The 22,998-nt window shown below is 45.0% G+C and carries 16 protein-coding genes; 5 read left to right on the top strand and 11 right to left on the bottom strand.

Annotated elements, in window-relative coordinates:
• Positions 1-114: 114 nt before the first annotated feature.
• Positions 115-1,068 carry a glycosyltransferase gene (locus tag N4A56_RS06895; RefSeq protein WP_295546034.1) on the bottom strand — a complete coding sequence of 318 codons (954 nt, stop codon included), beginning with the start codon at positions 1,066-1,068 and terminating at the stop codon, positions 115-117.
• A gap of 17 nt (positions 1,069-1,085) precedes the next feature.
• On the bottom strand, positions 1,086-1,649 hold the full coding sequence (locus N4A56_RS06890) for an HD domain-containing protein (RefSeq protein WP_295546033.1): 564 nt from the start codon (positions 1,647-1,649) through the stop codon (positions 1,086-1,088).
• Positions 1,650-1,863: 214 nt separating this feature from the next.
• Between N4A56_RS06890 and ricT the strand changes: the two genes are divergently transcribed.
• Positions 1,864-2,943, top strand: coding sequence for a regulatory iron-sulfur-containing complex subunit RicT (gene ricT, locus N4A56_RS06885; protein WP_293671288.1), 1,080 nt, complete (start codon positions 1,864-1,866; stop codon positions 2,941-2,943).
• Between the two features lie 176 nt (positions 2,944-3,119).
• Positions 3,120-5,066 (top strand): methionine--tRNA ligase, encoded by a 1,947-nt coding sequence (gene metG, locus N4A56_RS06880; RefSeq protein WP_293671287.1) that lies wholly within the window; start codon positions 3,120-3,122, stop codon positions 5,064-5,066.
• A gap of 173 nt (positions 5,067-5,239) precedes the next feature.
• Here metG and proC read toward each other — a convergent pair whose 3' ends face one another.
• From proC to hrpB, 9 genes are all read right to left on the bottom strand, one after another.
• Positions 5,240-6,013, bottom strand: coding sequence for a pyrroline-5-carboxylate reductase (gene proC / locus N4A56_RS06875; protein WP_295546031.1), 774 nt, complete (start codon positions 6,011-6,013; stop codon positions 5,240-5,242).
• Between the two features lies 1 nt (position 6,014).
• Entirely contained in the window at positions 6,015-6,434 is a 420-nt protein-coding gene (gene ndk, locus N4A56_RS06870; RefSeq protein WP_295546030.1) for a nucleoside-diphosphate kinase, read from the bottom strand.
• A 79-nt stretch (positions 6,435-6,513) separates the two neighbouring features.
• On the bottom strand, positions 6,514-7,710 hold the full coding sequence (locus N4A56_RS06865; protein WP_295546027.1) for a divergent polysaccharide deacetylase family protein: 1,197 nt from the start codon (positions 7,708-7,710) through the stop codon (positions 6,514-6,516).
• A 366-nt stretch (positions 7,711-8,076) separates the two neighbouring features.
• Positions 8,077-9,366, bottom strand: coding sequence for a S41 family peptidase (locus N4A56_RS06860; RefSeq protein ID WP_295546026.1), 1,290 nt, complete (start codon positions 9,364-9,366; stop codon positions 8,077-8,079).
• A gap of 368 nt (positions 9,367-9,734) precedes the next feature.
• Positions 9,735-10,862: a peptidoglycan DD-metalloendopeptidase family protein gene (locus tag N4A56_RS06855; protein ID WP_295546025.1), complete on the bottom strand. Its 1,128-nt coding sequence runs from the start codon at positions 10,860-10,862 to the stop codon at positions 9,735-9,737.
• Positions 10,863-11,279: 417 nt separating this feature from the next.
• Positions 11,280-11,930, bottom strand: coding sequence for an endonuclease III domain-containing protein (locus tag N4A56_RS06850; protein ID WP_295546023.1), 651 nt, complete (start codon positions 11,928-11,930; stop codon positions 11,280-11,282).
• A 138-nt stretch (positions 11,931-12,068) separates the two neighbouring features.
• A complete protein-coding gene (locus tag N4A56_RS06845; RefSeq protein ID WP_295546021.1) occupies positions 12,069-14,228 on the bottom strand; it encodes a hypothetical protein in 2,160 nt (719 codons plus the stop codon).
• Between the two features lie 1,055 nt (positions 14,229-15,283).
• Positions 15,284-16,135, bottom strand: a complete 852-nt coding sequence (locus tag N4A56_RS06840; protein ID WP_295546018.1) for an AraC family transcriptional regulator — start codon at positions 16,133-16,135, stop codon at positions 15,284-15,286.
• 330 nt (positions 16,136-16,465) lie between these two features.
• Positions 16,466-18,988 carry an ATP-dependent helicase HrpB gene (hrpB, locus tag N4A56_RS06835; protein ID WP_295546016.1) on the bottom strand — a complete coding sequence of 841 codons (2,523 nt, stop codon included), beginning with the start codon at positions 18,986-18,988 and terminating at the stop codon, positions 16,466-16,468.
• Between the two features lie 564 nt (positions 18,989-19,552).
• Between hrpB and N4A56_RS06830 the strand changes: the two genes are divergently transcribed.
• The 3 genes from N4A56_RS06830 (at position 19,553) to N4A56_RS06820 (ending at position 22,995) form a co-directional block, all read left to right on the top strand.
• Positions 19,553-21,352: a formate--tetrahydrofolate ligase gene (locus N4A56_RS06830; protein WP_293668310.1), complete on the top strand. Its 1,800-nt coding sequence runs from the start codon at positions 19,553-19,555 to the stop codon at positions 21,350-21,352.
• Between the two features lie 84 nt (positions 21,353-21,436).
• A complete protein-coding gene (gene folD / locus N4A56_RS06825; RefSeq protein WP_295546014.1) occupies positions 21,437-22,327 on the top strand; it encodes a bifunctional methylenetetrahydrofolate dehydrogenase/methenyltetrahydrofolate cyclohydrolase FolD in 891 nt (296 codons plus the stop codon).
• A gap of 185 nt (positions 22,328-22,512) precedes the next feature.
• Positions 22,513-22,995 (top strand): NAD(P)H-dependent oxidoreductase subunit E, encoded by a 483-nt coding sequence (locus N4A56_RS06820; protein ID WP_293668307.1) that lies wholly within the window; start codon positions 22,513-22,515, stop codon positions 22,993-22,995.
• Positions 22,996-22,998 lie beyond the last annotated feature (3 nt).

Genomic DNA, 22,998 nt, shown 5'->3' with positions numbered 1-22,998 from the left:
GGGGAAGAGCTGGTGCTGCAAATTGTATAAGGGTAGTTTCTAGCTACAAAAAAAGGGATACACATCTTGTGCATCCCTTTTTGAGGTCATCGCTAGAAACGATATTTCAGAGTATTACTCTGCTGGAAACTGAGTTCCAAGCTGTGTAGCAAGCATTGCTTTAGCAGATTCACTGAAAACGCTGCAAGCATAGCCGCGTTTATCTTTAGAACCTACACCCGGAATAAGGTATGCTGCAAAGCGTACAGCAAATACGAGCATGTCCATACCACCAAAGAAAAGGGCGGTGAAGGAGCAGTAGTGTTTCCAGAAGTACATTTGCTCACTACGTGTGCGTGCTTTAACTACATCTGCGCCATGAAGCGCGTAGTCTGAGCATTCGCATTGCAGAGAGAATTTATCAAGAACGCGTGCAGTTGCCTGCGGCACGTAGTAGATTGCGTAAGATGGGTTAATAGCTTTTACCACACGGCGGCAGAAGTCTGCATCTGCAAGACTTGCGTAGAAACGCTCGTCAAGCTGGCCGAGTTTGGTAATAATGTCGCGACGCACAGCAGCAAAAGTGAAAGGAACAAAGTCCACACTCATAGGCTGTTCTGCATTGCGAGTTTTTGAGCAGGTGCATCCGAACATGCGTTTAAAGTTAGCAACAAGTCCTGGAAGGCGGTCAACTGTTTTAAGGCTGAGATTGTCAGTGCCTACAATTTTACCACCGGCAACAGCACAGGAAGCGTTGGTTGCAAACTGATCCATCAGGCGACGGACAGAACCTGCAAGAACTTCAACACGAGGGTCAACAAATACAATAAGGTCGCCAGTTGCGTGTTCAATCGCCTGATTAGCCGCAGCGGCGTAGCCTTTGTTGTCAGAGTTTTGGATAAGCTCAATCTCTGGAAGAGCTGTTTTTGCTATACTGCCGCAGTCGTCAGAAGATGCGTTGTCAACAACGATGACTTCAGCATCAAATTTGGATGCGGTTTGATTATCAATGGTTTCCTTAATGGAATTGAGGCAGCGCCCGATGAATTTGCTTGTGTTATTTGTTACAATAACAAAAGAAAGTTTCATGATTGTGAATCCTTATGCTATGTACGTTTAGCTAATCCAACAGAATCAGCTATGGGAGTGATGGATTCAATGGCCAGTTGAAAAAACTGTCCTAAATCCAAGTCCAGTTTCTCGCACTCTCTAATTCGGTCACGACTGACAGACGCAGCAAATGCTTTGTCTTTCATTTTCTTTTTTAAGCTTTTAGGTTTCATGCCTTCCATGCCATTGGGTCGAACAAGCGCATTCGTGGCAATAAGGCCGGTAACTGTTTCAGCACATCTCAGTGCTATATCGAGTTTTGTGGTGGGGTCGTGTTTTGTGTATTCCGAATTATGGGCAAGAATAGCATTCAGTGCTATTTCTGGAAGCTTTCCTTTGAGTAGTTCAACAGATTGCTTTCCATGTTTTTCAGGTGTTTCCTTTGTGCTCGGAAAATCAAGATCGTGCAAAAGACCGGTGATGGACCAGAGAGCTTCATCTTCACCAAAATGTCGTGCAAGACCGTTCATAACTGCCTCGGTTTGCAGAGCATGGTGCACAAGATGTGGCTCAGGGTTTTGCATCTCCAGCAATTGAAAAGCGCTCTCACGATCAATCATTTTATTCTCCTAAAATACATTTACAAAATCATGCGAACGATTTTTCATAAACATGAATGCGCCAGAACACAACCTTATATTCGATTTGTTGACACGAGCGTCAATAAAGCCGAAAAGAAATGTTCTTATCAATAAATAAATGCTGCATGCTTTTTTAAGCTCAGCATATAACATATACGTGCTGCTGTGGCAGCAGCATGAAGAGTGGATAACCATGTCATCAATAGCCGGTGTTAAGTTCCGGGAATACGGGAACATATACTATTTTGAAATAAAAGATCTGGAAGTCTCGATGGGCGACTGGGTCGTTGTGGATCAGGGGCAGGGGCTTGGTGAAGTTGTTGTTTTGCGCGACGATGTGCCAGAGGATGCAGAGAGTGATGAGTTGAAGGCAGTCAACAGACTTGCGGAAAATGAAGATCTCGTACGGCATCAGGAAAATGAAGGGCTTTCTCGTGAAGCTTTTCAGTACTGCTTAGATTGCGTGCGACAGCGTAAGCTTGATATGAAGCTTGTTGATGTTGAAGTATTTTTTGATCGCAGCAAAATAATTTTTTATTTTACCGCTCCTAATCGGATTGATTTTAGAGAACTTGTAAAAGATCTTGTTAAAAATTACCGCACCCGTATAGAACTGCGCCAGATTGGTGTGCGTCATGAAACGCAGATGGTGGGTGCTGTAGGTAACTGCGGTATGGTTTGCTGTTGCCGCAGATTTTTGCGTAAATTTGCTCCGGTAACCATCAAGATGGCAAAAGAGCAGAATCTATTCCTTAACCCTGCAAAAATATCCGGCATATGCGGTCGCTTGCTTTGCTGTCTTTCCTATGAACAGCAAAACTATGAAGAATTTCACCGTGCATGTCCTAAACTTGGTAAAAAGTACTTTACCGAAGATGGCTCTGTAAAAGTTCTCCGTGCAAACATGTTCCGCAACAGTGTTTCTTTGCTCTCAGAATTTAATGAAGAGATGGAAGTTACTCTTGAGGAATGGGCAGAGATGAAAGCCACTCGTCCAGATCAGGCATTACAGGATGCCGCACGTGCTGCTGCTAAGAAAGCTGAGGAAGATGCCGCCCGTAAAGAGCAGGAAGCAAAAGAAGCAGCAGAAGAAGAACAGCGCCGTGCTGAGATGGAAAAAGAACTTGAAGAGCGCGCAAAGGCTGAAGGTGTTGATGTGGAAACGCTGCGTGAGCAGTTGATCCGCAAGCCTGGAGTTAAAAGCGCCGAGCCTGTAAAGCGCACTAGCCGTGGTAAGCGCAAACGTAAGCGCAAACCGAAATCTAACGACTAGTTCGGTGTACCGATTGAATTAAGCTTGAGAAGAAGACTTCATTACTGTGTAGTAATGAAGTCTTTCTCAAGAAATACGATAGAATGAGTGTTGCTGCATGCGGTTGTGTGCAGCCAGAAAATACAACAAAGAATCCAGCGTCCGTTTCCAGCGGACGAAGCCGTCGGGAGATTCTCTTGGAACGTTTTTATATTACGACTCCGATTTACTATGTGAATGCTAAGCCACATCTTGGACACGCCTATACAACAATCATTGCTGATACCATGAAGCGTTTTCAGCAGATGATGGGTAAAGAAACGTTCTTTCTTACCGGTACAGACGAGCACGGCGATAAAATTGTTCAGGCTGCTGAAAAAAATAAATGCACCCCGCAGGAATACACTGACCAGATCAGCCAGCTTTTCAGAGACCTGTGGCCGGAACTTGGTATTTGCAATGACCATTTTGTTCGCACAACAGATGCTGCTCATAAAAAAGTTGTGCAGGATGTATTGCAGAAAGTGTATGATTCCGGTGACATTTACTTCGGTGAATATGGCGGACATTACTGCTACGGCTGTGAGCGTTTTTATACTGAAAAAGAATTAGAAGACGGTCTTTGTCCTCAGCACCAGACCAAACCTGAGTACATTGCAGAGAAAAACTATTTCTTCAAAATGTCTAAATATCAGGATTGGTTGAAGCAGCACATTCTGGATAATCCTGACTTTATTCGTCCAGAGCGCTACCGCAAGGAAGTTCTTTCTTTGCTTGATAGTGGCGAATTGGAAGACTTGTGTATTTCCCGCCCTAAATCACGCCTTGAGTGGGGTGTTGAGCTTCCGTTTGACAACAACTTCGTTACCTATGTGTGGTTTGATGCGTTGTTGAACTATGTTTCAGCTCTCGAATACCCTGATGGAGAGAATTTCAAAAAATTCTGGCCGGAAGTACAGCATATTGTAGCAAAGGATATTCTTAAGCCGCACGCAATTTTCTGGCCTACAATGCTGAAAGCTGCTGGTTTTACCCCATACAATAACCTGAATGTACATGGGTACTGGCTTGTTAACGATACCAAGATGTCTAAATCTCTCGGTAACGTAGTTGCTCCGCTCGATATGGCGAAAAAGTACGGTAACGATACGTTCCGCTTCTTCCTTCTGCGTGACATGCATTTTGGGAACGATGCAAGCTTCTCTGAAGAAGCACTTGCAATGCGTCAGAATGCAGAGCTTGCAAACGATCTTGGCAACCTCTTCAGCCGTGTGTTGTCTATGGTTAAAAAATACTTTGGTGGCGTTGTTCCGCAGCCAGCAGAGTACACAGAAGCAGATATGGAATTGCGCGAGCTTGCATCCAACTCTTGTAAAAACTTCCAGCAGCTGTTCGATAACGTCCGTTTTTCTTATGGTATTGAATCACTGTGGGAACTTGTTCGTGCTTTGAATAAATACGTAGATTCAAGTCAGCCGTGGACACTTGCAAAAGAGGGCGACACTGCGCGCCTTGGTACTGTTATGTACACCATGCTTGAATGCATGCGTAAGGTTGCAATTCACTTGTGGCCGGTAATGCCGGAATCTGCTGAAAAACTTGTTGCTCAGCTTGGTCTTGATTTTGATCCTGCATGCGCCAATATTCCTGCTGAAATTGAGGCATGGGGTGTTCTGCCAGTAGGTATTGAAATTGCTCCGGGGTCTAACCTGTTCCCGCGTGTGGATATCGATAAACTCCGTAAAGAAATTGAAGAAGCAACAAAAGCAGCAGAACAGGCAGCCAAAAAAGAAAAAGCTCCTGCACAGGATGTTGCAGCACCTATTGAGTTTGACGATTTTACTAAGGTAGACCTTCGCGTTGGCAAAGTACTTGTTGTTGAAGATCACCCTAAAGCTGACCGTTTGTTCCGCTGTGAAGTTGATCTTGGTGAAGAAAAGCCGCGTCAGATTCTTGCTGGTCTGAAAGAGCACTTTACCGCTGATGATCTTCGTGGTCGTCAGGTGGTTGTTGTGGCGAACTTGAAGCCACGTAAAATTCGTGGGCTTGAATCTCACGGTATGATGCTGGCTCTGAAGACTGCTGATGGCATGGAAATGCTTACTGCTTCCGGTGAAGTTCCAGCAGGCACAAAGGCATCATAATCTCAAAATATTGTATGCTTATGCTGTTTATTCGGTAGGATATCGGAACAGTAGCTAAGTCGTTTGTTATAAAAAAGTCCTCGCGCGATAGTATTGTGCGGGGACTTTTTCATGGAATTTTGCACAAAAAAAGGGCGCATCCTGTGAATGCGCCCTTAGTCTTTCTTTGCGAATTATTTACTCATTTCAATGCCACGATCACGGGCTTCGAAAATAGAATCAATAATATTACCGCGTACAGCTGTTCTGTCCATGTGGTTCACAGCAGCAATGGTCACACCGGCAGGGGAGCACACCATTTCGCGAAGTTGAGAAATATGCAGATCAGAATCATCCGCAAGCTTTGTTGTGCCTTTAAAAAGATTAATCGCCATTTCTGTAGCTTCATTTCTATGAAAACCGACACTGACAGCAGCTTCTGTTACAGCTTCGATAAAATAAAGAACATAAGCAGGGCCGCAACCGGCAATGGCTGTGAATGCGTTGAATTTAGCTTCTGGCAGCACCATAACCTGACCGAGTTGCTCGAACATGGTAAGAACGGCTGTCTGTTGCTTCTCCGTAAGGGCAGGATCTTCAAAGCAGAATGCAAAAATACCTTCGCCTACCATCGCCGGAGTATTCGGCATACAGCGGACAACAGGACATTTTCCGCCACTGTATTTCATCAGGGTTTCCATAGAAACACCTGCTGCTATAGAAATGATGACCTTATCCTCAGAAAGAGCGGGCTGGATAGCTTCGAGCACTGATTCGACATAATCGGGCTTTGTCGCAAGCATGATAATATCAGCTTGTTTGGCAAGTTCGATATTTGAGTCGCACGCAGTGCAGGGAACATTACCACTCGGGTCGTAGCCGATGAGTGAAACGTTCTTTTGGGATTCAAGACCGCCAAGAATAGCGGAACCCATATTGCCACAGCCGATACAACCGAACGTAATCATGTTAGCCAGTGATCTCCAGATTATTAAAGAAGTAATTAATCTCGTACTCAGCAGTTTCAGGAGCATCAGAGCCATGAACAGAGTTGGCTTCGATGTTTTCTGCAAACTCCTTGCGGATGGTACCGTCAGCTGCATCAGCAGGGTTGGTTGCACCCATGATAGCACGATAGTTTTCAATTGCGTTTTCGCCTTCAAGAACAGAACAGACAACAGGACCTGATGTCATGAACTCAATGAGGCTTTGGAAGAAAGGACGCTCTTTGTGAACGTGGTAAAATCCTTCAGCCTGTTCTTGGGTCATGCGAATTTTTTTCATCGCAACGACGCGAAGTCCAGCACCTTGAATGTGTGCAAGAATTTTTCCTTCAAGGTTGCGTGCGGTTGCGTCTGGTTTAATAATAGAAAACGTTCTCTGAATCATTGCCAATGATCCTCCAAATAGAAAGGTAATTGAAGGATACAACGGTCGGGTGTTTGCCTGACCTGCTGTATCTAGCCCGTTAGAAGTCCAGAAGCTCTGATAATGTGACAACCGCCACCTTTTTGTTGCGCTGCTTTTCCCACTCTTGCAATGCAAGCAAGGTTGCTGGATATGGATGTCCTATAGCAATGGCAGTGCCTTTTGCCAGAGCTATGCGTTCAGCTTTTTTAAGCTGATGCAGAATACTTTGAACCTCTTTTACATTATCGATGAAAACACTTCTCCGGAAGGCAACTAAACCTTGCCGCTTTGCTTCGTCAAAAAACACTGATTTTGCATGAGTTACGCTGTCTAAAACAAAGAACCCACTCTTCTTTGCTTCCTGTGCAACAGCTCGAACGGCATTTCGGTTTTGCGTGAACTTTGATCCCATATGGTTGTTTAGCCCAACAGCCCCGGGAACAAGTTTCAAGTTTGTCCGAATAGTGCTTCGAATCTCTTCAGGTGTCATGGTGACGTATACGGCTCCGGGTCCCGGTTTAGCGTCAGCAGATATCGGCTCCATTGGCTGATGAATGATGACTTCACGGGAGGCAGCTTTTGCTATTGCTGCAATTTCTTTAGGATATGATGCTCGTGGCCATATCGCAAAGGTTACAGGATAGCGTAAGCCTGCAAGCGAATGTGCTGCCGAAATGCTTTCACCTAGGTCGTCTATCACAATAGTGAGATGACCGCCAATATCCAAAGTTGCTGCATCCTTGGCAGGAACTACTGGTTTAGTATTCTGAGTAAACTTAAGTAAGTGTGTTTCTACATCATTGAGCGCGACACGGTATACTGCATCTGAAAGTTTGGTGAGAGTGGCTTTGTCCGACCATTGTACCAGTGCAGCGGCAATAGGCTTAATAAGTTCTTGGGCACTGTACTGTGAGTTGATATGTAATTGTTGAAAATGAAATATTTCATCACCGTACTTTTGCTGCTTAATAGAAACAAGTTTAATGCCGGATGTAGAAACGTTAGTGTTTTGTAGTGCCCGTAATATTGCATAATCAATTCGTTTAACCCCTTCTTCCATAGGAGCGTCGAGACGTTCTTCATACGGTAGAGACGCAATATGCACTGGAGCGCGGTGCTCTGTTACAGCTTCAGCTTTTTTTGGGGAAGTATGGTCAGTCAGCACAAAAACGAGTGCAGCCAGTGTAAAGCAACTTACAACAGCAAGTATATAGTAAGGCCAGCGTTTAAACTGGTTCTGTTGTGATTTAGACATCTAAGCTCCAGAAAGAAAAACTTTCATTGCCAAGTTTTGGTAAAATTGTTGTTTGCCAGATTGAGGTTTGCATGTGTGGATGTGATTTGAAAAAGTCGTAGAATAAAAATACATGATCTTTGTAAAGGTTATGACTTTTTCTACCAATATAAGATGGTACAAAGTGTACCTCAATCTGAACACTTGAGTCTCATACATCAGAGTTGTGCTATTTAAAAGCGTAACATTGCAAATGATTGCGCTATCACATTCTGCCTGTAGTGGGTACTTTTTTCACCGGATTTACGACAACTTTTATAGTACCACAGCACAAAAAAAGGGGGAAAGCACATGTTGTGCCTCCCCCCTGCGGATACGTATTCTTGACTAATTTAATGTTTTGATGCGCGGCAATGTCTGAACAAGACTTGCAGCGAGTCTAAGTTGGTTGTCTTTATCAAGGCGTTTCTGCACATCTTCGTTACGCTTGAAAGAAGATGTCTTTTTATTTTCATCTGCTGTTTCAAGATGACCTTGAAGGTCTTTTTCGCGTGGTGCATTAAGGAACTTCACAGTCGGGTCTTCTTCTTTAGCTGGAGCTTCAAACGGTACTAACAGGTCAGGCTTGATGCCTTTTGCCTGAATAGATGTGCCGTCAGGGGTGAAGTACCGTGCGATTGTAAGCTTAATAGCGCTTCCGTCGTTAAGTGGGATGATGTTTTGCACAGAACCCTTACCGAAGCTCGGCTCACCTACGATGAGTGCACGTTTATGATCGCGAAGTGCACCTGCAACAATTTCAGAAGCAGAAGCGGAACCAGCGTTAATGAGCACAACCATTGGCGCCGTAATGTCAGATGACTGCTTAGCTGCATCAAAGTTACGGGAATCGTTTCCTTTACCCTTGATAGAAACAACTGTGCCGCCTTGCAGGAAGATGTCTGCAATTTTGATAGACTGATCTAACAGTCCACCAGGGTTGTTACGTAAATCAAGCACTACACCTTTAATTTTGTGATTTTTGGTGTACGCAGTGAGTTTTTCTTTGAGTTCATCAGTAGTGTTTTCGGAGAAGCGGCTGAGGCGTACCCAAATAACACCGTCGTCTAGCTCGCGCACTTTAGCGCTGATGAGCGGGATAGAGTCACGCACAATTTCCACTTCGCGTGGAGCTTTTGCCTTTTTAGAAAGAATAGTCAGCTTAACTTTGCTGCCTTTCTCGCCTTTGATGCGTGCTACTGATTCTCGCAGACCGAGGTCTTGTGTCAGGCTACCGTTTACTTCAAGAATAAGGTCGCCAGCGGCGAGCCCTGCTTTGTCAGCCGGAGTATCTTCAATAGGTGTTACTACGCGCAGTACACCTGTTTCGTCCTGTGTGATTTCTACGCCGATGCCAAAAAATTCACCAGTGGTGGATTCCTGCATGCTTTTGTACTCTTCCTGATCCATGAATGTGGAGTGCGGGTCGAGAGACTGCAACATGCCATCGATGGCACCATTGATAAGGTCTGTTCGTGGAACATCTTGTACATAGTAGCGTTCGACGAGATCCAGAATCTGGCTAAATCGCTTGAGAGACTCAAACTTACTTTGGGCGTCGGTCGCCATGCCCGGAATAGAAGTAAAAGCAAGTAAAGCTGTAGTCATGATGGCGACTAACCACATAGTTAAGCGCATTATCAAAGATCCTCCAAGTTCAAATTGATGGCAAATATATTGCCGCACCTTTTGCAGGTGTTTGTTATAATATGTTCGATGGCTTGCTAACGGTACTTGGCATAGCTACGAAATACAGTGTGTCGACAAGTCTTCAATACTGTTAAAAAAGAAAACTTGTCGATTGTAAAATCTATGCAGTGCAAATCTTGTCGCAGCAGCCTAGCTGAACGAATATGCTTCTAATATTGATGACGCAGCAAGTGATCGTTTAGTGTGTATCTTTTTAGCAATTCCGCCCCAAGGTTGCAGATGCATAGCCATAAACAGGGGCAAGTCGTGCTGGCGTCTATGTGAAATAAGTGCACTGTGCGAAATGTCAAATGTTCCTAGTTGAGTGCTGAAAGCCACGTCTCTGGATTAATTGGTTTTTGATGAAAGCGCAATTCGAAATACACACCTGTTCCATCCACTGAAGGATAGAAACCTGCTTTACCGATGATTTGTCGCTGTTTAATAATTTGCCCTACGTGAAGTTTGCTGGAAGCAAGAAATGCGTAGAGCGAATAATATTCTTCACCGTGCATGACAATAACAACTCGCCCGAAACCTCGCAAAACATCGTTATGCACCACACGCCCCCCGGATACAGCAGAAATGAAGCTGTCTTTTTGCAGCGCCAGCCCCACGCCGCGAACGGGTGGTTTGCCTCGCGGGTTAAAGCGCCTTGCAATAACTCCCCGTGCAGGCCAAGGAAGTACACCTTTTAACAGCGCGATGTTAGAACCGGATTGGCTGTGTTCTTCAATCTTATAATTCAATTTGTCGATAATTGAGAGAACACCGCGCAACGAGGATTCGGCAGAAGCTTTTTGCGCACTCACTTGTTTTAGCTGTCGGCTATGCTGCAAGCGCTGCTTCAGCAGCTCATCTTTTTTATTGTTAACTTGTGCAAGCTGTGCTTTTGCCTCAGCTGAAAGTTTTTTTTGCTTTGCTGCCAGCCGTTTTAGTTTGCGCTGCTGCTCCATGAGCTTTCGCTGCTTTGTTTCCACAGAAGCATAAAGGGTAGAAGCCCACATGTAGCGTCTATCCATCTCGTCCCAGTCTTCTGTCGAACTGTTGGCAAGCAATTGGCTATTAATGTACAACGGCCACAACTTTTTTACCAATGATATCAATTCACTTTGTGTTAAGTTGTTCTTTATTTCCAGCTTTTTATATTCAAGATCGATTGACTTATGCTGTGCCGCGAGCGTGCTGTATTTCTTTTCCTGTTCGGTGATGGCACGTGAGAGCTTGGCGATGCTTGCTTCTTCCTGACTTACCGCGCGCTTTAATTCCTGCGCCTTGCGTTTAAGTTTTGAAAGCTTTTTCTTTTTTTCTTCTGCTTGGCGTTTTTCCTGCTTAAGCTTTTGGGCTAGGCTCGAAGCATTTTCTGCATATGCAGGAGTGTACGTGGCTGTTGCAAACAGCAATGCCAGAAGGATGAGAAGGACGTAAGGGAGAGTGTTTTTCATTTTGTATATGGTTGCCTTCGGCGAGGGGGCGCTGCCCTCCACCCGCAAGGGGGACGCCCCCTTGACCGCGAATAATTTTGTTCAGGTGTGGTACTTTTTACAATGAACGCATTGCCACTACTTTATTATATAGCAGGTAAATTCGCTGTGGTGTGTTATTTAGTGTGCAAAAGCAGTATTATACATGCATTCTAATATTCAAAATATTGGGTTGCGTGGTGCTGAGTATCGTTATGCATCGCGTTCGTGTGCTGTTTTAGTATAATGTTTTGGTAGAGAATGCAAAACATCGCCAGTTGCAGGGATTTGTTATGAAAATAGCATTACCGAATAGGGGATTAGGGCTATTCGGTACTTTGCTCGTATTGAATTTGTGCTGTGCGAAGTTTTTTTTGAGGAAAAGAAGGGGAAGGGGAGTTACTCAAGAAATATTTTTAAGGGGCAGGTTTCGCAGCGGGGAGTTTTTTTCAGGCACCATTCTTTCGCAACGCGAACAATAAGGGCATGGTACTTATTAAAAAGCTGGGTATCCTCTGGGAGAACATCCATGAAAAAATCGCGTAGTTCTTCGTAATAAATATCTTCTGAAACGAGACTATGGCGATTGAAAATTCGTCTTGTATACGCATCGACAACAAAAGAGGGGCGATTTAGTGCGTACAGCAAAATAGAGTCTGCTGTTTCTTGCCCTATGCCGTTAACAGAGAGTAATTCTGTGCGGAGTTCTTCTGTAGAAAAAGTATCAAGCGCAGCAAAAGAATAGTTTGCAGTATCGCGGAACCAGCGGACTAAATTCTGTAGCCGTTTGGCTTTAACATTATAATACCCAGCAGGGCGGATTAAGGTTGCCAGCTCGTCCTGAGGTAGGGCAAGCAAAGCCTGCGGTGTCAGCACGTCTTGTTGTTTTAATGTGTTAATAGCCTTTTCTACATTGTTCCAGTTGGTGTTTTGTGTAAGCACTGCGCCAACCATCACTTCAAATGCACTCTCTGCATGCCACCATTTACTAGTGCCCAGTACATCTTGCATGGCTGTGAACATATCCATTAATAACTTTTCACGATTCATAATACCACAAATTCTATCTCTAATTCTATCTAGTGACAAGGTGGTGAAAGGTACAACTTGGTGTTGTGACAAAAAGTGATTTGGGCAAAAAAAAGCCCCCTCTGAGGAGGGGGCTAGAGTATACCTTATCGTATAAACTTAGTCAGCTTTAAGTGTAAATACACCTTTTACTGTTGAAGTTACACTTTCCCAACCTGAAACGGTAGGAGTGAATACGAGGTCTAAAGCATAATCTGTGTCATCTGTTGCGTTAGTGCCTGCAAAGCCTGCTTTGCCAGCGTCTGCAATAGTTGTAGCAAGGTCAGCAGTTGGATCAGCTGCATGTGCTTTAGGAGCAGTAGCGAAGGAAAGGTTGTCTACAGCAGATACGCTAGTTGTGTCAGCTGCAAGAATTGCAGGAGCTGGAGTGCCAGCAGCTACGAGTTTCCAGCTACCAGCAGCAACTGCTTTTTCAGCGTCAGCAACGATAGATTCCCAAGTTTCGAATTTGATTTCTAAGCTACCAGCAAATTTCTTAGCTGCATCATGAGCAATTTCCATCTCATCATCACCTGCTGTTGTTGCTTCAACAGTAATTTCATGTGGGAATGTTTTGGAACCAGCAGCAATGAAGTACTTTGCAGACTCAGGCTGTTTGTTGTCTGTAGATACAGCAGCGAAATCAGTGCCAGATACGGTTGCAGAAAGAACACGCTTGCCTGCGTCCTGAGTTGCAGAAGACTTCAGAATGAGGTTTGCATCACCAACTTTAAAAGTCTTGGTGTCTACGTTGCCAGGTACTACAGTAGTGGTAAAGGTGAGTTTATCAGCAGAGATAGAGTTACCTTCTGCGAGGTCACCTGAGCCTTTAATGAAGTGGAAACCTTCAGGAGCTTTTACAGCAACTGTAATTTTTGCATCAGCTTTGAACTTATTGATGGTGTCAATTTTGAGTTCGTAAGCGGTGTTAGAAGTATCAAGAGCAATCTGAGCAAATTTTACTTCATCTTCATCTTCGATGCTCATTACTTTTTTAGCTGCATCGGCAAGTTCCACCAATTTAGTTGCTTCAGTAGTAGTAAATTCGAAGCCACTAATTACTACTTCATTTTCGTTAGTGTATTTTACAGTAAGAGTAACAGGAGTTACGTACTCACCATTTACAGCTACGAAAGTAAAGGTGCGTGTAGAACCGATAGCTGCGGTGTATTCATCTTTAGTAAGAGTGTAATTGAAGGTAACGCTACCTTCGAACTCTTTTTTAGGGTCAGCAACAACAGTTTCACCTTTAGCAGAAACAGTACCAACAGCAGGAGCAGCAGTCATGAGGAACTTACCAGCTTTGCCCGCAGTGTTAGAGGTAGAGTCGATTGTAAAAGCAAAAGTAGAGGAAGCAGCTGTATCTTTGTATGCAACTGCAAATACATTTGTACCAAGAGCTTCTTTCAAGTCACCAGTAATAGTAGAATTGAGGCTCATGGAAGTTGTAAGAACAGCGGTAGAGATAACTTCGTCCTGAGCAAGTTTAGCAGCATGTGCTTTGCCAAGGTATTTTTCTACGCTTTTTACTGCTGCATCGAAAGCGGCTTTGTCAAGGATAGCAGTGCTGCTTACTTTGCTGAGTTTGTCAGCAAAGTCTACTGCTGTGCCAGCGATGAGAGCGTCCTCAGTAACGTTGAGAACAGCGAGAAGAGCCTGTGTTGTGAATTCAGATTTTGCGAGGTCTGTGAGTGGGTTACCAAGTGGGTTTTCCATTGCAACAAGACCAAGCTGAACTTTAACAAGGTTGTTTACTTTACGAGTTGCTTCAGCAAGAGTGTCGCCACCTTTTACGAGTTCAGCAACGAGAGTGTTAGCTGGAGTCAAGTAAGCAGTAGTTGCTTTAGGAGCGAGAACTGCTTTCATAGAGCCTTTGTAAAGGTTAGCGTCTGCACCAGCACCTGCGTCTGCAACAGCTTTTTCAGTTTCGTATGCAGAAGTGAACTGTACACCACCAGCAGAGTAAAGAACGATGTCTTTAGTACGGTCAAGTTTTGCAACTGCTGCTGCGTCAAACTTGATTGCACCAGTTTTGTCTGTAAGACCAACCTGAACTGGTTTTTTCTGATCTTTAAGAGCTGTAGCTTTCTGTGCTTCTGCTGTAAGAGAATCAAAAGAAACCATTACTTTAGCATCCTTTACAGGAGCAGAAGCAACTGCACCAGAAAGGGAGCTAGGAGTAGAAGAAGTAGTAGTGTCGCTGCTACCGCTGCTGCCGCCACACGCGGTCAGAGAAACAGTAAGAACGAGAAGGGATAATAACCAAAGTGCTTTTTTCATAGTTGCTCCTTTTGAAAAAGCAATTCATAGAGAGTGGAGTCCTTTTACATGTGCTTACGCTTATAAATGGACTAAAATCTTTTTTCAAGTCAATGAGAAAAATTACCTATAAATAGGAACTTCTTAGGCGTTGTATATGTATCGGGCGTTTTGTGTCAACAGTTTAATTTGTGTTAATTATGCTTTAAATCCATGAATGCCGCGGTTTTTAAGGGTTATCAAAATTGCCGGAATTTAATGTTTTTACAAAAAAAAGCGTATAGCCCAGTTAGTATTCACTTGCAACAATTGTTAAAAAATCAAAATATTAAATACAATAGTCTTTGGTTATTAGGAAAAATTAAATAGCTACTTTTTTGCTATAAAAAAATGACTTCTTGTAGAAAAAAGTAGGCAAGGCAAAAAAAGTGTTAGTAGCGGTGTTGTCTTTTTTTTGTTTTTTTTGCGACTGGCTGTACTATTTGCAAATTTATGATTGTGGGATAAGCAGGGGTGGTAGTAGCCACTATTTCTTTTACATCATTATATAGAAGTAAAATTGCGCAGTACTGGACATGTTGCTTGCGTTGCATGTTTACAAATTGGTTTTGCATGTTAACAACTGAAGCCTACCAGTAGCGTTTGGTGACAGCGGGTGCTTGTACTGTTTTTGCACATCGGGAAAAACTTTTGTTGTTTTAATGTTATATTATGTATTGACAGCGCTAGTGTAGAGGTTTACAAAGTAGTTGAAGTTTTAACGAACGCAAAAACTTCATGTAGAGTCTTTTTGTTGACGCATATCATTACGCCTATTGATGCATCAGCGTAAAAAACTTCCCTACACTTTATATGCAACACCATATAACTTAAGAGCGTCCTGCCAGTGCAGGGCGCTCTTCTGCGTCAGAAGCCTTTTGTTTCTGGCGTATATGGGGTTGCGCGCAAAAAAGCGCCAAGTTTTCTACACTGCTCTGTGTGGAAAGCTTGGCGCTTTTTGCATGGGATTTGAGAGGTGGTTACGATTATAGAATGTTAGCGTTGTTTGCAGGGTTTACTGCTATGGTGGACTGAAGCTATTTTAGCGCGATACGGATTTCTGTACGCAATTCGTCCTCCGGTGTTGTATCATAATCATTCAAATAGACCTGAATGCTTGGCGCGTCTGCCAGTTCTTCGCCAGACTGCGGAAGCCATTCACCAAGCAGTGCTGCGTATGCTATGTAGAGCTTACTGTATGAGCCAGTGTGGATAATAGATGCGTAGCGACCTGCTTCGATAACTTTTTTTTCCGGCTCGCCTGTTACTTCAAATGTTTCTGGAATGACAATGCATGCATCGTAACGGCATTTGTTTACCGGTGTTGTTTTAGGGTCGTCGTAGGCTATACCTAAAAACTGCGGTTCAGACTGGAATAAGCCTTCCTCACCAGCCCATCTGCATAATTCTTCGTGTGCTTTACCGCAGTCGTGGTAGTCGCCGACATGGCGGAGCGAGGCAACGTGTGTTGCTGGTAAAGTTTGAACTTCTACTTTCATGTTATGTTCTTCTAAAAGACTGTGTTCGGCATTCATAAGCATTTCTCCTGATATTAGTTCGTGTTCTGGTGCGTACTTCCTATAGTGTTTAGGTGTGTAGCCGCACCAACGTTTGAACGCACGAGTGAATGCTTCTTGGGAACCATAGCCAGCATACAATGCGATATCGATAATCGGTTTACTGGTGTACAATAACGCACTGGCAGCGCGTTGCATTTTTAATCTGCGCTGATACTCCGCTACGCCTTCGCCAATGACACCTCTAAATACATGGTGGAAGTGATGCGGGGCATACATGCTTTGCGCTGCAAGGGTTTCTAGCGATATGGTATCGTCCATGTGTAATTCTATGTACTGTAATGCACGGCGTATTCTGTCGTAAGCATTCATCTTCGTGTCTCCATATAAGGCATCCTGCCTGAAACATTACATTAGGTCTTGATCGTTTTTGCTAAATTGCATGAGTAGTTGTTGATGCCTCCGGCGGGTCTCCGACGGGCAGGCGGGCGCTGCCCCCTGCACCCCCGCAAGGGGACGCGTCCCCTTGACCCCGTTTAGGTGTAATTTTTTTTGCTATTTATAAAAAATATGGCGACTGAGCCGTGAATGGGACAGTGCGCACGGCTTGTATCGAATATTAGAGGTGCAGGGGATTATCTCCCCGCCCGTCGGAGCAAAAAAGCGCCGTAGGCTTACTCTTTCTTATATTCTTCGAAAACCTTATTTGCCGCGTAATGCCCTGTTTGTTTTACGGGTAGGAAGCGCGGTAAGCGGATTTTCCGGCCACGGGTGCTTCGGGTACCTGCCACGCATTTCTGCTCTGACAGCGGGGTAACCGCTTTGCCAGAATGAAACGAGATCGCGCGTTACTTGTAGTGGTCTTCCCGCTGGTGAGAGAAGATGTATTGTGAGGGGGAGTTGGTGGTTTAGCACGCAAGGCGTTTGTGTTGCGCCGAACATTTCTTGCAACTTTACCGGAAGCACAGGTGCATTGGGGTCGCTGTAATCTATACGAATGCTTGAGCCGGATGGCACTACAAAGTGCGATGGTGCCTGTTTCTGCAATGCTGTCTGCTGTGTCCAGTCTAGTGTCGCAAGCAGGATTGATTCGAGATCAAGTTTGCGAAGGTCTGATGCTTTGCGCATTCCTGTAAGGTAGGGTGCAAGCCAAGTGGGAAGGGTGTTGAGCAGCGCTTTGTCGGAAACATCCTGCCAATTGTGATTATCTCCTGAAGAGTTAGCCAGAGTTGCGTGCTGGTGCATGAAGGCAAGGCGTTGACGCAAGCGCGTTGCTTCTTTGGTCCATGGCAGGGCTGCAATGCCGAGTTTTTCAATTCCTACCAACATTGCATTGGTAATTTGCTCTGGTGAAGCATCTGATGATGGTTGTTGTGTGAGAACAAGCTCGCCTAGGTGCTCTGTCTGGAGGGCTGCGACGGCTGCTGTTTCCGTGTTCCATGCTACAGTGTTCTGCGTATGGATATCTGACTCAAACAATGTGAAAATTTCATCAATATCTATAGGAGCGCATCGCCAGATACGGCTGGTTGCATGGGCATCGTTGAGTTCTGCAACAACAATAAATGGAGTGCCAGCCAGAGAACTGGTTTCGGAAAGCTCGGCTTTTCTGCCATTGCTGAGTTTGTATTCTGTCCGGCTGGTTGGGCGCAGCATGCCAATGCGGTCAGGGTAGGCAAGAGCGAGGCAGAATCCTGTAACGCGGGAGTTTACTGCTTCTGTAGAAGAAATACGTAGTCGCTTGCACAGCTGCTGCGTGGTCTTTTTGATAGTGGAATTGACGGCAGCTTTTTCGACACTATGACGCAAATCTTCGTCGTGGGATTTTTCTGACAGAAGGGCAGCTACAGTGCATGCCGTGTGACCGTATACGCTTTTAGACGCGGTCAGCACCATATGAGCAAGTCGTGGATGTAAAGGGAGGGCGGCGAGAGCTTTGCCGTGTTCAGTGATGGAGAAATCTGCATGCAATGCACCAAGATTTTGTAGTAGGGTAATTGCTTGAGTATAGCTGCTGGTTGGAGGAGCATCCAGCCATGCAAGTGCGTGGACGCCTTTTTCTCCATATGCTCCCCATTCTGCAAGCTCTAAGGCGAGCGGGGCTAAATCTGCTTCTTTAATTTCCGGCTGAGTGAATGAGCGGAAGGAGTTCTCCTGCACTTGCGACCACAGGCGGTAGCAGACTCCGCTTTCTATACGTCCTGCACGACCTGTGCGTTGCGTTGCGGCAGCTAAGGAAACAGGTTCTGTTACAAGTCTGTTCATACCCGTAGTAGGTGAAAATCGTGCAGAACGAGAGAGTCCGCTGTCGATAACAATGCGGATTCCTTCTAATGTAAGCGATGTCTCTGCAATGGACGTGGCAAGTACAATCTTGCGACGACCTTCCGGTGCTGGCTCAATGGCTGCATCCTGTTGCGCTTGGGACAGGTTACCATACAGCGGCGTGGCATCAACATCATTCGGCAGATTGCCTTCAAGCATTTCTGCGACGCGGGATATTTCTCCTGCACCGGGTAGAAAAGCCAGAATGCTACCGTCATCATGGGCAAGGGCGTAGTGGATAGTTTTGACCATGTGATTCAGCACAGCTGGAATATTTTGATCGATTCTACCTGCTTGTTGCGGTAAGGGCATGTGCCGCACCGTGACAGGGTAGCTTTTTCCTTCACTTTTAATGATAGGGCAGCCATTTAGTAATGCAGAAATTTCCTGTGTGTCCAACGTGGCGGACATCACGAGAATGCGTAAGTCTTCTCGTAATGCTTCCTGAATCTCTATTGCCAGCGCTAGACCTAAATCTGCATGAAGACTGCGTTCGTGAAATTCGTCAAAAATAATGCATCCGTATGCAGATAGTTCTGGGTCATTTTGCATGATGCGCGTGAGAACACCTTCTGTAACGACTTCTATTTTTGTCGATGCAGAAACTTTGGTGTCATTTTTTATACGATACCCCACAGTTTCGCCTACTTGCTCACCCAATGAACGGGCAAGGCGTATCGCGGCAGTGCGAGCAGCAAGACGTCGGGGTTCAAGCATGATGATTTTTTTTTCGGCTAAATCAAAATTTTTTAGAAGAGCAAGTGGAACTCTCGTGGTTTTGCCTGCACCGGGAGGTGCGTGAAGCACGCAGTTCGGGCTTTTACAGAGAGTTGATACGATCTCAGACAAGCTGGAGTCGATGGGAAGTGGCGGTAGAGCATTCAAAAAGTTTGTGTGCATAAACAGTAACTGTCTGGGTTTATGTGAAAAAAATAACATGCATTATATATTCAAGAAAGCCTTGCAACGTAAGAGTATTTGCGTGGTGCGGAAAGGCAAAATGCAATTTCAAAAATCCTTTTTGCAAGGTTGCGTGATTTTATCGCTCAATTGATGAGTTTTCTGCAAAAAAATCTGTGCATATTGACGTAAATACAAAAGTGTGTGTATGCCTTTCGTACCTACAAAGCTGTATGCACAATATTTGCGGGATGATTGGATGGGTATAAGGTTATTACAAAAAACCTTCATCCTGGACTGGTAGCCAAACTGGGAAGGCCACTTTTCTTTTCTACTCGCATCGAGCTGCATAACGTTTCGTACGGCAGGTTGGGCAACGCTGCAACATCTGGATTGCCTGAATCTGTATGATTGGCTTGATGTTTGTTATTTTTGCTCACGCGGAGCACTTTGGTGATTATTGGAAATGGCGCTCATCGAGATTCTATGTTGAGACGAGCGATACGGTGAATTCTCTGTGTAGAGCACGACATGTTTTTTTACCTTTTAAGGGAGGGTGAAGAAATGGCCTCTGTGGAAACAGAAAACAAGACCTTGGACCCAAAGAATCACGCTGACTGGGAAGTTGCTCAGGATGCGGAAAAACGGATGAAGACCATCTATGCAATTGCTGATGAGATGGGTTTGACCGAAAAAGAACTTCTTCCGTATGGACACTACATGGGTAAAATTGATTACCGTGCTGTTCTTAAACGGTTAGAGAATAAACCCAATGGTAAATACATTAACGTAACTGCTATTACCCCGACTCCGCTTGGTGAAGGAAAGTCCACAACGACAATCGGTCTTGTGCAGGGACTTGGCAAGCGGGGCAAAAAATCTTCTGCTGCTATTCGTCAGCCGTCCGGCGGTCCAACTATGGGCGTAAAAGGTTCGGCAGCTGGCGGCGGGCGCTCTCAGTGCATTCCGCTTACTCCTTTCTCTCTCGGTTTTACCGGCGATATTAACTCTATTATGAACGCGCATAACCTTGCGATGGTTGCATTAACCTCCCGCATGCAGCATGAGCGTAACTATGATGATGAGAAGCTGGAAAAACTTTCTGGCATGAAACGTCTTGATATCGATCCTACCCGTGTTGAAATGGGTTGGGTAATTGATTTCTGCTGTCAGGCACTGCGTAATGTTATTATCGGCATTGATGGTGTTAACGGACAGCGCGACGGATACATGATGCGTTCCAAGTTTGATATTGCAGTTTCTTCTGAAGTAATGGCGATTCTTGCTGTTGCAAAAGATCTGCATGATCTGCGCGAGCGTATGTCTAAGATTATTCTTGCGTATGACAAGAAAGGAAATCCGCTGACAACGAAAGATTTTGAAGTTGACGGCGCTATGACCGCATGGATTGTAGAAGCGGTTAACCCTAACCTGATTCAGACCTTGGAAGGGCAGCCTGTTATTGTTCATGCTGGGCCGTTTGCGAACATTGCAATCGGGCAGTCTTCCATTATTGCCGATCAGGTAGGTTTGAAGCTTTCTGAATACCACGTCACTGAGTCTGGCTTTGGTGCGGATATCGGATATGAAAAGTTCTGGAACCTCAAGTGTCACTATTCAGGACTTAAACCGGATGCTGCTGTTGTAGTGGCAACTATTCGAGCACTTAAGTGCCACGGTGGTGCTCCGGTACCGGCTCCTGGTAAACCGCTTCCTGAAGAATACAACTCCGAGAATGTTGAGTGGGTAGAAAAAGGTTGTGCCAACCTTCTCCACCACGTTAACATCGTGAAAAAGTCAGGCGTGTCACCTGTTGTTTGTATCAACGCTTTTGTAACGGACACAGATGCAGAAATTGCAAAGGTTCGTGAGCTTTGTGAAGCGGCTGGTGCTCGTGTTGCGCTTTCTCGCCATTGGGAACACGGCGGGGACGGTGCACTTGAACTTGCTGATGCTGTAATTGCTGCTTGTGAAGATGAGACAGAGTTTACACCGCTGTATACTTGGGATATGCCTGCACGCGAACGTATTGAGCGGGTAGCTACCGAAGTATACGGTGCTGATGGTGTAGATTATTCTGTTGAAGCACTTCGGAAGCTGAAAGCTATTGAAGCGGACCCTAAAGCAAGTGAACTTGGTATGTGTATGGTTAAAAGTCACTTGTCGCTTTCTGACATTCCTACATTAAAAGGTGTTCCAACAGGCTGGCGTCTTACCATTCGTGATGTTCTTGTCTTCGGTGGTGCTGGATTCTTTGTACCGGTAGCTGGTGCTATCTCACTTATGCCGGGTACAGGCTCCAACCCATCATTTAGAAGAATTGATGTTGACCCGGATACCGGACAGGTTAAAGGGTTGTTCTAGCAAGAAAAAGCGCGCGTGCACAATTCAATCGGGCTTTGCAGCATGTAAAGCCCGACTATAGGTGCATTGCAAAAGGAGCAGACGATGAGTGCTGAAATTATCAGTGGAACCGAGATGCGCGCAGCAATTCTGGAAGAACTGCGTGGTGAAGTTGCGGCTATTAAAGAAAAGTACGATACCGTTCCCGGTCTTGTAACTATTCTGGTCGGGGAAAATCCGGCTTCAATAAGTTACGTGACCCTTAAAGTGAAAACCGCCCTCAGCCTTGGTTTTCATGAAATTCAGGATAACCAGCCTGAAGATATTACAGAAGATGAGCTTCTCGCGCTTATCGAAAAGTACAACAACGACCCTTCTATTCACGGCATCTTAGTACAGCTGCCCCTGCCTAAACACATTGACGAAGAAAAAGTTATTACAGCGATTAATCCGGACAAAGACGTAGACGGCTTCCATCCGGTAAACCTTGGTCGTATGGTTCTAGGTGACAAAGGGGGCTTCCTCCCGTGCACACCGGCTGGCATTCAGGAAATGATTGTACGTTCCGGTACAGAGACAAGCGGCGCGGAAGTCGTAGTCGTCGGGCGTTCTAATATTGTCGGCAAGCCTATTTCTATTATGATGGGACAAAAAGGTGTTGGCGCAAACAGTACTGTGACTATGGTACATACACGTACTAAGGATTTAGAAGAGCACTGCAAGCGTGCTGACATTCTTATTGTTGCTGCTGGTGTACCTAACCTTGTTAAACCGGAATGGATTAAACCTGGATCAACCGTAATTGATGTTGGTGTAAACCGCATTGGCACTGCTGAGTCCGGCAAAGCACTTTTAAGTGGCGACGTTGAATTTGATAAGGCAAAAGAAATTGCCGGTAAAATTACTCCTGTTCCGGGGGGCGTAGGTCCTATGACTATCGCAATGCTCATGAAAAATACTGTTGCCTCTGCATGGCGTCATTTAGGGACGTCGTAACTCCCTGTGTGTAGACTAAAGAGTAGAGGTATCAATTTGTTACTGTAGAATAAAAAGACCGTTAACTTGGCTGTGCGTAAGTTGACGGTCTTTTTTCGTAGTACGAATGCAGATTATATCAGTAGAAAATAGATAGACGTCATATGTGGAGCACTGAGGTGGTGCTGTACCTGTGCGGAGGAACAATGAGCTGTTGCAGTGAAGAAATTTCTCAAGAAATGTGGAAAGAGGTTGATAGCGTTATTGAACGCCACCGCGAGACTCCCGGAGCATTGATAACGGTGCTGCGCGAGGCGCAGAATGTTGTGGGGTGGTTTCCTCAGGCACTTATTGAATACATAGCAAAAGGTATGAATATCCCTGCCAGCGATGTGTTCGGGGTGGTGTCGTTTTACTCTCTGTTTTCCCTTAAACCTAAGGGACGCAATTCTATTAAAGTGTGCACCGGCACGGCATGCTACGTCAAAGGTGCGCGTGAAGTTATCGGGCGAATCTCTGGCGAGTTTGGCATTGCAGAAGGGGAAACCACAGAGGATAGACGCTTTGATCTCGAAGGAGTCCGCTGTGTTGGAGCGTGCGGCTTGGCTCCGGCGATGGTTGTAGATGGTGACATTCACGGCGATGTGACAGCTGATTCTGTGCTGAAAATTTTAGAAAAGTATTCGTAACGG

This window comes from Halodesulfovibrio sp. (assembly GCF_025210605.1).
In the GTDB taxonomy this organism is placed as follows: domain Bacteria; phylum Desulfobacterota; class Desulfovibrionia; order Desulfovibrionales; family Desulfovibrionaceae; genus Halodesulfovibrio.
This window is presented reverse-complemented; position numbering and strand designations above follow the sequence as displayed.

What these genes read in the sequence shown, in the direction of transcription:
- N4A56_RS06895 (WP_295546034.1), bottom strand. Translation starts at nt 1,068, where the DNA reads ATGAAACTTTCTTTTGTTATTGTAACAAATAACACAAGCAAATTCATC.
- N4A56_RS06890 (WP_295546033.1), bottom strand. Translation starts at nt 1,649, where the DNA reads ATGATTGATCGTGAGAGCGCTTTTCAATTGCTGGAGATGCAAAACCCT.
- ricT (WP_293671288.1), top strand. Translation starts at nt 1,864, where the DNA reads ATGTCATCAATAGCCGGTGTTAAGTTCCGGGAATACGGGAACATATAC.
- proC (WP_295546031.1), bottom strand. Translation starts at nt 6,013, where the DNA reads ATGATTACGTTCGGTTGTATCGGCTGTGGCAATATGGGTTCCGCTATT.
- ndk (WP_295546030.1), bottom strand. Translation starts at nt 6,434, where the DNA reads ATGATTCAGAGAACGTTTTCTATTATTAAACCAGACGCAACCGCACGC.
- N4A56_RS06865 (WP_295546027.1), bottom strand. Translation starts at nt 7,710, where the DNA reads ATGTCTAAATCACAACAGAACCAGTTTAAACGCTGGCCTTACTATATA.
- N4A56_RS06860 (WP_295546026.1), bottom strand. Translation starts at nt 9,366, where the DNA reads ATGCGCTTAACTATGTGGTTAGTCGCCATCATGACTACAGCTTTACTT.
- N4A56_RS06855 (WP_295546025.1), bottom strand. Translation starts at nt 10,862, where the DNA reads ATGAAAAACACTCTCCCTTACGTCCTTCTCATCCTTCTGGCATTGCTG.
- N4A56_RS06850 (WP_295546023.1), bottom strand. Translation starts at nt 11,930, where the DNA reads ATGAATCGTGAAAAGTTATTAATGGATATGTTCACAGCCATGCAAGAT.
- N4A56_RS06845 (WP_295546021.1), bottom strand. Translation starts at nt 14,228, where the DNA reads ATGAAAAAAGCACTTTGGTTATTATCCCTTCTCGTTCTTACTGTTTCT.
- N4A56_RS06840 (WP_295546018.1), bottom strand. Translation starts at nt 16,135, where the DNA reads ATGAATGCTTACGACAGAATACGCCGTGCATTACAGTACATAGAATTA.
- hrpB (WP_295546016.1), bottom strand. Translation starts at nt 18,988, where the DNA reads ATGCACACAAACTTTTTGAATGCTCTACCGCCACTTCCCATCGACTCC.
- N4A56_RS06830 (WP_293668310.1), top strand. Translation starts at nt 19,553, where the DNA reads ATGGCCTCTGTGGAAACAGAAAACAAGACCTTGGACCCAAAGAATCAC.
- folD (WP_295546014.1), top strand. Translation starts at nt 21,437, where the DNA reads ATGAGTGCTGAAATTATCAGTGGAACCGAGATGCGCGCAGCAATTCTG.
- N4A56_RS06820 (WP_293668307.1), top strand. Translation starts at nt 22,513, where the DNA reads ATGAGCTGTTGCAGTGAAGAAATTTCTCAAGAAATGTGGAAAGAGGTT.